Annotated in this window: 12 protein-coding genes and 1 tRNA gene; 4 read left to right on the top strand and 9 right to left on the bottom strand. The window is 51.4% G+C overall.

Translation table 11 applies throughout. The features are described from left to right. Nucleotides 1-270, top strand: a 270-nt coding sequence (locus tag NDI45_RS28895) for a transposase (RefSeq protein ID WP_348249837.1), incomplete at its 5' end; no start/stop codon positions are given. A 147-nt stretch (nt 271-417) separates the two neighbouring features. Here NDI45_RS28895 and NDI45_RS28890 read toward each other — a convergent pair. From NDI45_RS28890 to NDI45_RS28875, 4 genes are all read right to left on the bottom strand, one after another. Further along, nucleotides 418-490 (bottom strand) — tRNA-Glu (locus tag NDI45_RS28890). Between the two features lie 78 nt (nt 491-568). Continuing rightward, nucleotides 569-1,351 (bottom strand): PIN domain-containing protein, encoded by a 783-nt coding sequence (locus NDI45_RS28885; protein ID WP_190791504.1) that lies wholly within the window; start codon nt 1,349-1,351, stop codon nt 569-571. 10 nt (nt 1,352-1,361) lie between these two features. Further along, nucleotides 1,362-2,882, bottom strand: a complete 1,521-nt coding sequence (locus NDI45_RS28880; RefSeq protein ID WP_348249836.1) for a site-2 protease family protein — start codon at nt 2,880-2,882, stop codon at nt 1,362-1,364. Between the two features lie 251 nt (nt 2,883-3,133). Next, nucleotides 3,134-3,382 (bottom strand): hypothetical protein, encoded by a 249-nt coding sequence (locus tag NDI45_RS28875; RefSeq protein WP_348249835.1) that lies wholly within the window; start codon nt 3,380-3,382, stop codon nt 3,134-3,136. A gap of 261 nt (nt 3,383-3,643) precedes the next feature. Between NDI45_RS28875 and NDI45_RS28870 the strand changes: the two genes are divergently transcribed. After that, on the top strand, nt 3,644-4,906 hold the full coding sequence (locus tag NDI45_RS28870) for a cation:proton antiporter (protein WP_190791501.1): 1,263 nt from the start codon (nt 3,644-3,646) through the stop codon (nt 4,904-4,906). 103 nt (nt 4,907-5,009) lie between these two features. Continuing rightward, complete coding sequence (msrB, locus tag NDI45_RS28865; protein ID WP_190791500.1) at nt 5,010-5,435, top strand: peptide-methionine (R)-S-oxide reductase MsrB; 426 nt, start codon at nt 5,010-5,012, stop codon at nt 5,433-5,435. Between the two features lie 341 nt (nt 5,436-5,776). Here msrB and NDI45_RS28860 read toward each other — a convergent pair whose 3' ends face one another. From NDI45_RS28860 to NDI45_RS28840, 5 genes are all read right to left on the bottom strand, one after another. Beyond that, nucleotides 5,777-6,265, bottom strand: coding sequence for a DNA starvation/stationary phase protection protein (locus tag NDI45_RS28860; RefSeq protein WP_190791499.1), 489 nt, complete (start codon nt 6,263-6,265; stop codon nt 5,777-5,779). A 464-nt stretch (nt 6,266-6,729) separates the two neighbouring features. After that, on the bottom strand, nt 6,730-7,575 hold the full coding sequence (locus NDI45_RS28855) for a nitrate ABC transporter ATP-binding protein (protein ID WP_190791498.1): 846 nt from the start codon (nt 7,573-7,575) through the stop codon (nt 6,730-6,732). Nucleotides 7,576-7,749: 174 nt separating this feature from the next. Beyond that, complete coding sequence (locus tag NDI45_RS28850) at nt 7,750-9,750, bottom strand: nitrate ABC transporter ATP-binding protein (protein WP_348249834.1); 2,001 nt, start codon at nt 9,748-9,750, stop codon at nt 7,750-7,752. A gap of 283 nt (nt 9,751-10,033) precedes the next feature. After that, entirely contained in the window at nt 10,034-10,873 is an 840-nt protein-coding gene (ntrB, locus tag NDI45_RS28845) for a nitrate ABC transporter permease (protein WP_190791496.1), read from the bottom strand. Between the two features lie 131 nt (nt 10,874-11,004). Then, nucleotides 11,005-12,363, bottom strand: a complete 1,359-nt coding sequence (locus tag NDI45_RS28840) for a CmpA/NrtA family ABC transporter substrate-binding protein (protein WP_190791495.1) — start codon at nt 12,361-12,363, stop codon at nt 11,005-11,007. Nucleotides 12,364-13,300: 937 nt separating this feature from the next. Between NDI45_RS28840 and NDI45_RS28835 the strand changes: the two genes are divergently transcribed. Next, nucleotides 13,301-13,456, top strand: a 156-nt coding sequence (locus tag NDI45_RS28835) for a helix-turn-helix domain-containing protein (protein ID WP_348249838.1), incomplete at its 3' end; no start/stop codon positions are given.

The following is a 13,456-nucleotide window of genomic DNA, read 5'->3' as shown; positions in this document are numbered from 1 at the left end:
TTGGAGCAATGCTTAGTGCCGCAATTGCAGCCAGGAGATGTCATCGTCATTGACAACGCTAGTTTTCATCATCGTCAAGCGATTGAGGAGATCGTCACTCACGCAGGATGTGAGATTTGGTACCTGCCGCCCTATTCTCCAGACTTGAACAAGATTGAGCATTGGTGGTTTGTCCTGAAGAACTGGATGCGACAGCGATGGGATAAGTTTGAAACCTTTCGTGATTGTGTCGACGCTGCTTTCAAAAACTGCCCTAACGTGATTGCGTAGCGCTATACCTGTACCAACTGCCGCAACAGAAAGTTGTTAACGCAAGTTTTTAATGCAATTTCCAATGCAAAAAGCTCCTAAGTATTGCATCAAGAGCGTTTTAACAGCCTGAGTTTTTTAACAGCTTAATTGCTACTGGCTTTGCGATACCCCCAGGGGAATTCGAATCCCCGTCGCCTCCGTGAAAGGGAGGTGTCCTAGGCCTCTAGACGATGGGGGCGTATCTAATGAGCGGTCATGCCAATCTTTGATGTCAGCCGCTTCACCTTTATTAGGTTATCCAATCTTCAAGGTTCTGTCAAGCCTGCTGTCGCGGGTGAATTTCTAACTGAGATTGGGGACTAACCGGACGGAAAAATAGCTGTTGTACCTGAGGGCTGTGGACAATTTGCCAGACAAAATATCCTGCTACTGCCAATCCGCCCGCTGCCATTAATAGCGATACCAGATCGGGAAACCAATCCGGCACAGACGAGACTTTTCGCATCGGAGTCAGCGAGGTTGCTGAATGCCGTTTGGGAGACGTGCGCTGATAGCCCTCGTTCAGCAGGGTGGTGTTGGGCGGCAGATCGTGAACGACACGAAACTGCTGAAGCCGCTGGCTGACCTGGATAGGACGCTGACCTGTCCGGCTCCATTGCAGCAGCGATTCAACCGGAACGCCGCAGAGATTAACGCAGGGAATGTCATACAGCTTTTGCAGCAGTAGCCGATCTTTAGTGGCAACCACGATCAGACTGCCAGGATAGGTTTGAGCCAGCCCATAACCACAACGACCCACCGCTAGCGACAGCCTTGCCCGGCGAGTTAACGCCTGCCCCGAAGCCACCTTAAACGCCGCATGAGGGGCACTGATATCGGTAATGCGCCAGCCGCTCGTCGCATAAAAGCGGTTGAACGATTTGGCAATGCGCTCCAGATCGGGGTCAGGCGATCGCTCGAACAGCAGCTTCATTTCCTCATAGATCACCTGCGGCACACAGCAGCTCCCCACCCGCGAAAACTCGCGCCATTCAGTTGGGGTTGAGCCAGACAATGCACCAACGTCAAACACCAGAATTACGGGGGGAGTGGTTGCCATGAGATTCACCTCAAAAAGAACTACCAATGCCAAGCCGACCTGCAAGCCCAGGCGTGATAGGCAGCAGCGTCGCCGCCATGAGGAACAGAGCCAGCAAACCCAGTGCAGCCCGGGCATCGTCTGGCTCGGTCAACTCGTTCAGGGCAGGACGTTCCAGGTCGCGCTGCAAAAACAGAATCAGCACTGCCCAATAAAGCGCGAGCGGATTCACCAGAGAAGCCAGACCTAGCACAATCACCGTGGCGATCGTCGTCCGTCCTGCCACCTTTCTGCCGTAGATTGCTTGCACAATGCGTCCACCGTTGAGCTGACCCGCAGGCATCAGGTTAATTGCGGTAACGACCAGCCCGATCCAGCCCACCAGCACCAGTGGATGAATTGCAACCAGCGATTGCTTTAGCGTGTCTCCCAGCACAATTCGCGCCAGGCCTCCCACCAGAAGTGAGCCTTCAAAGAAATTGGCAGGCAATTGAAACAGGCTATCCGGGCGAGACAGCAGCAGCCCAACCACCAACAAACTCAGAGAAACCGCTCCCCCTGCCGCCGATCCAGCAAAGGCAACGTCAAACAAACGATTGCGATCGGGCAAGACCGACTCAAAGCGAAAGAAGCTGCCAAACGAGCCAATTTGCCAGGTAGGAATAAAGTAAGGCGGACTGAGGCGAATTTGCTGTCGCGCTGCGGTGATCCGGTGGGCAATTTCAGTCGCTGCCAGCACGAGCAAAATTCCAGAGGCGACCGGCAACACTTCGCGCCAGCGCGTTAGCTCACTGAAAAAGTCAAACCCCCGCAGCAATCCGCTCGTTTCCAGACAGGTCGCGATTGTGGCTACAATCAGCACCAGCGATAGAATCCACTGTGCGATCGCCACCGATTTTTTCTCTGGGGCGCGAGGCAACACAATCACCACGGGCTTGCCCTCCAGTCCTTCTAACAAAAATAGCCGATAGCGATCGCCCGTCCGCTCTTGCAGATTTGCGGTGAGTCGATCGAAGCTAGGCTGCACTTCACCCCGCAAATTGCCCTTAAAAATCACCCCTTCTTGATAGGGAATCGTTTCGGTTGCAAAAAAGGTTTCAATGCCAAAAATGCCCTTAATAGTTTGAATCTCTTCTGCGGGCATCAGGGGAGCGTCGGCGGTTTTGGCTCCAGGTGGTTGGGTAGTGCGAGTTGATTCTGTCGCAGGTCGATCGATCGTCGCTTCTTCAGAGGATGGGGAAGAGTCAGAAGAGGGGGAAGACGTTGCCGCCTGCGACGAAACGGGATTGATCAGTCCGGCTTGCTCTGCCGATGCCCGAAGCTGCCGCCCCAGCAGAATATACACCGCGATCGACAGCAGCAGCAGCAGCAGCACGATTGCAAGATTAAACGTCACTCCCACAGCAAGCGCGCCAAACACCAGCAGCCAAGGAGTCATCAGTGCGACAGATTGAAGCCAGGCCAGAATTCCCAGCTTGCCAAAGGGCCTTGCGCGATAAAATCCCCAGGCGAGAATGGCGATCGCTGCAAACAGAATGAATAAAGTAATCATCTTCCTAATTTCCCGGTTCGCTGCAACGAACTGCTGTAACAAATTGCTGCCTTAACCACAAGCTAGATCACCGTGGAGCAATGCCAGCGAATCTTATCGATTCCAAGGCGTTACGAAAGTACTCCTAAGATCACTGCAATATGGTTAAGAATACCAGTTCTGCTGGAGTCAGGGGCAGTAAAGATGAAGCGCGAAGGAGCAAGGGTAAAACGTAGGGGAACGGGATTTTTTCTGGCAGGCGATCGACCCGATCACTGATTTGCCTGAATTGTCGCTAGCAGTTCTTCATCTGAGCAGGCAGTTTCCCAATCCTGTGGAAGCTTGACCCGCACCGACTGCGCCCCACCGCTCGGTGTACAAACCACCCAATAAGCCTCTTCACCTTTGACTTTAGCGAGGTCTTCTTTGTCTGTTTTTTCAGCTAATTCTGCGTATGCCTGAACACAGTTCCAGACGGTTCCCTCGCTGTCGGTGACTTCTCTTCCCAGTGCTTGTGCCATAATCAGTCCGTGAATTGCTTGTTCTAAAACAAAAACGACAAGCCGTACCCAATTTATAAAATTTGAGTCGTTTGTACGATTCCGTTTGTATTGCTGGTTTAGCTTTAATGGTGTTGAAAGAAATCTGGCTTTCGGGGTAAGAGATCGTCGTCCGGGTTAGAGTTTCAGTTTAGGAGTCAGGGCTAAAACTCTATCTCCTGGGACTTTGATCGGCGATCGTCCTACGCCTAAATTAGGTTGACTCCTCTAACGTAATTTCCTGTGGACGTTTACATTCTTGAGCTGCTGGTAATTGGGATTCTGCTGCTGTTCGTGACTCTCGGATCGGGCTGGATCGGTCGTTTACCGCTGTCCTACGCGCTAATTTATCTGGTGGTGGGAATTGGGCTAAGTCCTTACGGATTGAACCTGATTCAAGTGCGACCCGAAACCGATCTTCTAGAGCGACTCACCGAAATGGTGGTGCTGATCTCGCTGTTTAGCTGCGGCTTAAAGATGAATCGTGTCTTGACGCTACACGCCTGGGGTTCAACGATTCGGCTGATTGCGCTGCTGATGCCGATTTCTATCTTTGGGATCGCCTGGGCAGGGCATCAGTTTCTAGGCATGTCGTGGGGAATTGCGATTTTGCTAGGAGCAATCCTAGCTCCGACCGATCCGGTGCTGGCATCCGAGGTGCAGCTCTCTCATCCCGACGATCGCGACGAACTGCGGTTTGGCTTGACTTCCGAAGGCGGCTTAAACGATGCACTTGCCTTCCCTTTTGTTTACTTTGGACTGCACTGGATCAAAGATAACCAGTGGCAAAACTGGATCGTGCAGTGGGCAGCCATCGATCTGATTTGGGGGATCGCCGCCGGATTTGGCATGGGCGTTCTGGTTGCTAGGGCTGTGGTGAAAATTGACAAGCGGCTTCAGCGAATTCGTCCGGCAGACAGCCTGATGGAAGATTTCGTCGCCCTTGCCATGATTTTGCTGACCTACTCCCTGACCGAGCTGGTGAACGGCTATGGCTTTCTGGGTGTTTTTGTCGCGGGTATCGTGGCACAGCGAAGCTATCGCAATCCCGACAAGCAGGAGTCCCAAATCGAATTTACCGAAACGCTCGAAAAACTGCTGGAGGTGGGAACGATTTTGCTGTTGGGATCGCTCCTACGCTGGGAGCCGATCATCCGCTTTTTGCCCCAATCGCTGCTGATCGCCGGACTGCTGTTTTTTGTGATTCGACCGATCGGGGCATGGATCAGTACGATAGGCGAACACCAGAACCCGATCCGTCCCTGGCTATTTGGCTGGTTTGGCATTCGGGGAGTAGGTTCGATCTACTATCTCGCCTATGCCCTGGGCGAAGGACTGCGGGCAGAGACCGGAGAGCAAATCGCCTGGATCACGTTTACGACGATCGTCATTTCCGTCATCCTGCACGGCATTAGCGCAACCCCCCTCATGAACTGGTATGAGCGGCAAATGGAACAGCGCAGACAGCAAGTGCGAGAGCGGCAGCATGGACGAGCCATGCGGTAGGAGGATGCAGTAGGGAAATTGCGAACACCAGAATCCGCAAAGGTTCCACTATGATCGAGGAAGCTGCATGATTCAGCCAATCTGAGCAAATCCAAGCAAATTTATGACTTCCTCCAAAGATAAGCAGTTTGAAGTGCAAAAGACCGAAGCCGAATGGCGCGAAACACTGACCTCCGAACAGTTTCATGTGCTGCGAAAGCATGGAACCGAACGGGCGGGAACCAGTCCGCTCGATAAGAACTATGAGTCTGGAACCTACACCTGTGCTGGGTGTGGCACGCCGCTCTTTACTTCAGATACCAAATTCAACAGCAGAACCGGATGGCCCAGCTTTTTTGCCCCGATCGATGGTGGGGTCGAAACTTCGGTCGATCGCTCTTTGTTCATGACGCGAGTTGAAGTTCACTGCGCTCGCTGTGGTGGACATCTGGGACACGTCTTCAGCGATGGTCCTGCGCCTACCGGACAGCGATACTGTATGAATGGCGTTGCCCTGGAGTTTAATCCGGCAGAGCAAACACAGGCATAATCTTTGACCTAAAACCTTACCAAAACTCAGCAGATCATAAAGACCCCCTGACTTTTCTTCAGCACTGGCTGAGACAGAGTATCAGGGGGTTTATTTTACTGGAGATATCGGATGATTGCCGCGTTGGGCTCACAAAACCTGCTTATCGCGATCGATGTAAAAAGCAGTTTGAAAAGCCATTATCGTGACCCAAAGCACTCTTCTCGCTCGTGACCTTGAGATAAACCGAGCATTGTTTTCATCTCGGTGTTTTAATCTTAGTTTTAAGCTCAAAGCCCCCCAGCTTGACAGATTGAGGGGCAGTGTAGAAGAGTTGGGACTTCCACGATCGGACAGTGGAACTACGAAACTAAGTTATCGCCCTTTTTCAGGATCTCTTTGAGGAACCAGCGATGCTTCTGATGAACCTGAACCAGGCGGGTGTACAGATCGGCAGTGCCAATATCGCCTGCGTTGGTGGCAACTTCTGCGTCTTGGTGCATCTCGGTGATGATCAGCTCGTGGGTGACGATCGCCTCTTCGATCATTTGCTTCACCGAGAGCCTGCCTGCGGAGGGCTTCACGCTAGCGGTGGGCAGATATTCTGCGGGGTCTGCAACCGGTTCGCCGTCGAGCATCAGGCTTCTTTCGGCGAGTTCATCTACTGATGCAAACACTTCGCCGCCCTGCTCTTCAAACAACAGGTGCAGATCGCGGAACAGCGGACCAAAGGTGAGCCAGTGATATTTCTTGTAGTTGAGGTAGGCAACTAGGGCATTTGCCTGCTGACGATTGAGGGTGTCAACAACGCTCGATTGCTGAAGCTGAAGGGATGGAACGGTAGCGGTCATAAACTGTGCCTCTTTGAGAATGCTTAAACGAAGGTGAGTCAGCTCTGATTGTTGCAGGTGAATTGGTAGATAGAGCAAGCGATCGATAAAATTCTTTTCCTACGCTATAACGCTTGCTAGAGAGTCTCCGTTCAAATTGAACATAAATCTTCAGAAGTAGCGATTCCAGATGAACGGCAATATTGGATTACCCCTGCTTCACCTTTCTCCTATATCATAGTCGTTATGACTTCACTTTGGCAACCCTTCAAATAAAATACCCCTGCCCGCTCTTCCAAAATGGTAGAGGGAGTAAGGGTAGGAGCAGGCATTCATCCAGAAGATTTAACCTTCCTGATTCGCACAAAGAAGCCCTAGATTTTGGAAAAAAGCTTCAGGCTGAAGTCTTATCGGCAAAGCGTTCCAAGCTCAAACCGGAAGCCTAAATGCCAGAACCTAGAGCCGCACAGGCTCACTGAGCATCCCTATTCATCATCGTGAGCAAAGCGGTTATAAAGGAAGTCAAGTGCCTGGTTTCGCAGCTTGTAGTATTCTGGGTCTTCCATAATACGATCGCGATCGCGGGGACGCGGGAACGGAATTTCCATCACTTCGCCAATGTTGGCGGCAGGCCCGTTGGTCATCATGACCAGCTTGTCTGCCAGGAAGAGAGCTTCGTCAATATCGTGGGTGATCATCAATACCGTGCAGCGATGCTCGTTCCAAATTTTCAGCAGCTCTTCTTGCAGTTCTTCTTTGGTAATCGCGTCGAGTGCGCCAAAGGGTTCATCTAGCACTAGCACTTCGGGACGGGTTGCCAATGCACGAGCGATCGCCACCCGCTGTTTCATTCCGCCGGAAAGCTGAGTCGGCTTTTTTTCTGCCGCATCCGACAGTCCGACCAGTGCCAGGTTATCGCGAACGATTTGCTTCTTTTCGGCTTCAGATTTGTCGCTGTAAACCGAGTCCACGCCCAGGTAGATGTTCTCAAACGCCGTCAGCCAAGGCAGCAGCGAGTAGTTCTGAAACACCACCATGCGATCGGGCCCAGGCTTAGTAATCGGCTTGCCCCGCAGCAGCACCGAGCCATCCGTCGGCTGACTGAAGCCCGAAACCATGTTGAGCAACGTAGACTTGCCGCAGCCTGAGTGACCAATAATGCAGATAAACTCACCTTCGTTAATGGTCAGGTTGACATCTTTGAGAACGACATATTCGCCCTTCGGAGTCGGATAAACCTTAGAAACACCTTTAACGCTGAGGAATGATCCAGATTCATTGGCAACACGAGAGTTGGCAGACGCAAGGCCAGTTTGATTAAGAATTTGCATGGGTTTCACCAATGGAAAATGAGCAATTGTGTCAACAAATTTCTGAATAGGGTGTCAAACCGAGATGAATTAGTAAAAGGATGGAGACAACGGAGACAAATTGATCGATTTTTACAAAGAAGTAAAGTGATCTAAAATCTCGCATTGCGGCTCCATCCCTATCCCTCACCCCTCCTATGCCGCTAGTCGGCGGACATCGATCGCCACTTCTGCCACGCTAAAGTCACGCTTAATGGCGAGGCTGTTCAGGTACCCGATCGGCTCTTCCGCATCAAACGGAATGCCATCAAAGAGTTCGATCGGACCCCGACGATATTTGATGTCCAGCATACCGAGTTCACGTGCGGCAGTACTGAAAACGCTCACGCGACACACTCGCTCTAAAATTTCCATCCAGTTCCGTGGGAAGGGAATATCGCCCCAACGCGCCATCTGCGTCATCATCCACAAGTGCTCTGTCCGGCTTGGGCGATTCACGCCATCGCCATAAAACAAATGGTGAGCATACTCGCGCATCGGCTGATCCAGATTACACACATACCCGTTCGGATCGCCCAGGTGAATGTAATCGATGCTCGTGCTGAGGTATTCCCGACGCGACAGCATTTCGCGAATCTCATCGTGATGGGCAGGGTCAGCACAGTAGCGGCAAGCTTCCAGCAACGCTTTTGCCAGCGCAATGTGCGTATTGGGATAGCGATTTGCCCAGTCTTCGCGCACACCCAGCACCTTCCCCGGATGACCCGACCAGATCTCCAGATCCGTTGCAACGGTGAAACCAATTTCTTCGATCGCCGATCGCAGGTTCCAGGGTTCGCCCACGCAATAGCCGTCGATCGTGCCTGCTTTGAGGTCAGCAATCATCTGCGCCGGAGGAATCGTGGTCAGATGCACATCGTTATCGGGATCAATACCGCCTGATGCCAGCCAGTAGCGCAGCAGCAAATTGTGCATCGAAGACGGGTGAACCATGCCCAGCGTATGCTCTTGCTCGGTCGATTCCAGCAGCATTCGCTTCAGGTCAGTTGCATTGTAAACGCCCTGCTCGTAAAACTTTTTGCTGAGCGTGACTGCGTTGCCGTTGCGGGTCATAGTCAACGAACTTACCACGGGCAGCGGCGTGTCCTGATGTCCGCCGACGGTAAACCAGGTTGGCATTCCGGCAGGCATCTGAGCTGCATCCAGATAACCACCTGTAATGCCGTCTACAATGCCGCGCCAGCTTGTTTCCCGCACTAGGCTCACCTCATCCAATCCATGCTTGGTGAAGAAGCCTTTTTCTTTTGCGACCACTAGTGGAGCGCAAGCTGTGAGCGGTACAAAGCCCAATTCCAGGTTGACCTTTTCCAGACCATGACGGGCGATCGGCTCAGTTTTCTTTGCCCGCAGCTTTTTGATCCGCTTTTGCTGGTTCAGGAAGTAGATAATTTCTGATCGCAGGCTGTAGTAGCTGGGGTGCGTCACCACATCCATCCGCTTGCGAGGGCGGGGAATATCCACTTCGAGAATGCCGCCAATCTTAGAGCCGGGACCATTGGTGAGCATGACGATGCGATCGGAAAGCAGCACGGCTTCGTCCACATCGTGCGTCACCATTACCGCTGTAACCTGATTCTCTTCGCAGATCTTCATGAGCTGCTCTTGCAGGTTGCCTCGGGTCAGGGCATCGAGTGCGCCAAAGGGTTCATCCAGCAGCAGCAGCTTCGGACGAATTGCCAGTGCCCGTGCGATCGCCACCCGCTGCTTCATTCCGCCGGAAAGCTGAGCCGGAGGCTTATCGGCTGCGTGCTGCAAGCCCACCATTTTGATGTGCTGCTCGATAATCGCACTGCGCTCTTCTTTCGAGATGCCCTTCAGCACTTCATCGACCGCCAGACCAATGTTTTCACGCACCGTCATCCAGGGCAGCAGCGAGTAGTTTTGAAACACCACCATGCGATCGGGTCCGGGTCGCTTGATCTGATCGCCTTCGAGGCTGACGACGCCTTCGGTGGGCAGATCCAGCCCGGCAATCATGTTCAGCAGCGTCGACTTACCGCAGCCAGAGTGACCAATCAACGAAACAAACTCACCTTTTTTGATTTCGAGGTCAATGCCCTTCAGTGCAACGTACTTTCCGCCACCCGAAAGGTTGAAAACCTTTTCGATATTATCAACGGCAACAAAGACTGACATAGTGAATTGGGAGATAGAGGGTAAGGGATGAATGAGGAGAAAAACGAGCGATAGAGATGCTGATTTAGAGATGAAGCGAACAGCGATCGAGCGAACAACACCAGGTAGAAGCTAAATCATTCATTCTCTGCATTAGTTTGAGAACCGTAGGATGGGTTAGGTGTAGCCGTAACACATCAATTCTTAAAAAGTCAGTTCTGTTTGTTTGCTCAATGAACTGCATCAATCTTTGGAATTGCATACGTTACGCTTCACTAACGCATCCTACAAGGGTCTACGTGGCCTATTGCAGGGGAGCAATGAGCTTTTGAATGTAAGCCACCAGACGATCAAGAATTAGACCCACCGCACCGATATAAACCACGGCAACGATAATCTCGCTCACATAGTTTTGCTGATACGCATCCCAGATAAAGAACCCAATCCCAGCCACACCCGACATCACGATTTCTGCCGCAATAATTGCCAGCCAAGCCAGACCGATCGCAATTCGCAGTCCAGTGAAGATATAGGGCAGCGCAGAGGGAATCAAGACCTTGAAGAAATACTTGGGCTTGGAAATTTGCAGGACTCGCGCGACGTTCTTATAGTCCTGGGGAATTTCGCGCACGCCCACAGCGGTATTAATCAGAATGGGCCAGATCGAGGTGATGAAAATCACGAATAGAGCCGCAGGTTCGTTTTGTTGCAGTGCAGCCAGCGAGATCGGAACCCACGCCAGCGGAGCTACCATCCGCAAGAACTGAAACAGCGGGTCAAACATTTTGTCGGCGATCGGGCTATTGCCAACAAAGATTCCGGCTGCAATTCCGACGATCGCGGCTGCACCGTAGCCCTGAGCCACCCGACCCAAACTTACCATTGTTTGTCGGAACAGACCCTGATCCAGCTCACTGTTGTAGTAAAAAGGATTAAGGATCAAGTATTGGCTACGCTCGTCGGTTAATACCTGGATCGGTCCGGGAAGTTTGATCAGCCCAACTTGAGACACAAATTGCCAGATGGCGAGGAAAAGTAGAATACCGAGGATGGGCAGAATGATGCTAGCTATCGGACTCTTGAGAAACTTCTGAAGATCAAAAGCAGAGCCGGTCTTCGGACGACTAGTTACTGTGGCAGTCATGAACTTTCCTTAGGTGAGGTAAATGTCGTATTGGACAAAACAGGAGGGAAGTTAACGGTCTTGTGAGGAAGAAAACAGGGAGGGTCACACTCCCCTAACGGGTATCGCCTGCACTGGATGAAGCCGCTACATTAAGCCGCCTTAATCTTGAGGCTGTCCAGATAGGCCTGTGGATTTTCGGGGTCAAACTTGATGCCGTCGAAGAAGGTTTCCACACCGCGACTCGTCTCCTTGGGAATATCTGCGGTGAACCCTGCTTCTTTTGCGGCTTCGCGCCAGAGGTCTTCCCGGTTAACGCGATCGACAATCTTCTTAGCAGCGTCGAAGTCGGTCAACACATTCTTATGGAAGCCCCAGCGCATCGACTCGGTGAGGAACCAGAGGTCGTGGCTCTTGTAGGGGTAGGAAATGCTGTTGCCGTTAGGGTCTTTCCAGTAGCGCGAACCCTTGTTGATATCATTAATCGCCGCTTTACCGTCGCCCATTTCATAGGTGCCACTCCAGGGTCCTGTAAGAACAGCTTTCGGCGCATTAAAATACTGACGGCGAGACGCAATATTGACCATCTCTTCGCGGTTTTCGGGCTGATCGCACCACTGCTGCGCTTCCATTAAGCCTTTGAGCAGTGCTTTGGTTGCCTTCGGGTTTGCCTCAACCCAGTCTGCCCGCATTGCAAAATACTCTTCGGGGTGGTTCTGCCAGATTTCAGCCGTGAGTGCAGACATAAAGCCAATTTTGTCGTTCAAGATGCGATAGGGCCAAGGGTCGCCTGTGCTAAAGGCATCCATCGTCCCGTTTCTCATGCCTTGCACGGTTTCCGCCGGAGGCACTGCCATTAGCTCGATGTCCTTGTCGGGATCAACGCCGCTTGCTGCAAACCAGTAGCGAATCCAGAAATCCTGGTTGGCGTTGGGGAAGGTGAAGGCGGCTTTGAATCGGCGTCCATTAGCGGCCTGGAACCCTTTGATGTACTCGGGGTCGTTGATCTTCAGACCAATTTGCTTGCCCTGGTGAGCGTTTGCAATGGCAATCCCGTTACCGTGGGTGTTGAGCTGCATCAGCACCGCCATCGGCAGCTTGTTTCCGTTGGTGATAATGCCTTCAGTGATCAAGTGAGGCATAGGCATCTGCCACTGACCGCCATCAATGCCGCCGCCCTGCGTACCAATCACCACGTTATCGCGTGCGCCTGCCCAGTTTGCCTGCTTCACCACCTGCACGTCAGTCATGCCGTACTTTGCAAAGAAGCCTTTCTCTTTTGCAACAATCAGGGGGGCGGATTCAACGATCGGCAGATAACCCAAGGTTGCCTTTGTCGTTTCCGGTGCATCTCCGGCTGCAACAGGGCTGGGTGCAGCTGCGCTAGACGTGTTGTTAGACGCAGTATTCGCTCCAGGCTGCGAGCAACCTTTTAGTAAAACTGCACCTGCTGCCGTCGCGCCCGCTGTCACAATAAACTTACGACGAGACAAATGAGAAAAAGTAGACATAGAACCTCCTAACAGCGTGCTTACCGTAGCTGCCTACAAATCGCGATAATGCTGATAAAAATCTGAGCTTTAGCGAGTTATGAAAACCGCAACTTGATCAACGCAGGGTGACAGAATTTATCCCATCACTAAATCTGCAGCCAGAGACCAAAACTTTGATTTTGGCTTAACTCCGATCGCAGCTTGCGTAACTTGGGGTTATGACTGAAGTTTTTCAATCTTGTAAGTAGTGTACAGCTTTCCAGAGCAAAGTATATAGTTAAGTCGATAATTTTTGAAATGATTATCAAATAATCTCTATAAGCATTTGCTTAATTCCCGCAAATCAAGGGCAATTAAGTAATTGTCAGCATCAAGAATGCTCTATTGATCCAAGATAATTCGGATCAATATCTCGTAATTTCCGCAGAAACTCTGTTTCAGCCTTGGCTATCTATCAATAAATTTCTATAGACAAATTGGCTGTGCCGTCTATCAATTAAGAACATTAGGAGTTTGCAAATTAATCTCGATCCAGACTGCGAACCAGGAAAAAGATTCAGGGGAAAAGACAAGATGCAAATCGCAGCCGCACGACTTTACGATGAGTAGGATTAACTTACCATCTTGGTGGAACACTCTGGGTATTTGCTTATAGCTTCTATAGAGCGATCGCTTTCCAATGAATTTTCACTATATCTGTATCTATATAAGGAGCAATCTCAGTAAGAAGCAATTTCAGTAAGGAGCAATCTCAATAAAGGCTGCATGAATAGAGCCCGCATTAACGGTGGATGTGAGGCTGAGCGAAAAGCGTCGCCCAGTCCATGAGATAGTGGGACAATCACCGCAACGAGTGGTGACGGATAGAGTGGCTTCGTATCCTAGAGCTCTCTATAGCTTTACGAGATCAGGTGAGAACGCTAAGCTAGCGAGAAACAAGCGTCTAGGAGTGCCGATGCCTTCCCCCTACAGTGATGACCTGCGGCGCAAAGCAGTTAATGCGGTCAAACGAGGTGAGGGCAAGACTGCAGTGTGTCGAATGTTTAACATTAGCCGCAGCACCCTCTATGGGTGGCTAGAACGGGAAGAGCAAACTGGAGATTGTCGCGCC

This window comes from Leptolyngbya sp. GB1-A1 (assembly GCF_039962475.1).
Lineage (GTDB): Bacteria > Cyanobacteriota > Cyanobacteriia > Elainellales > Elainellaceae > Leptolyngbya_A.
Note: the sequence above shows the minus strand (reverse complement) of the source record. Positions and strands in the feature narration are given on the sequence as shown.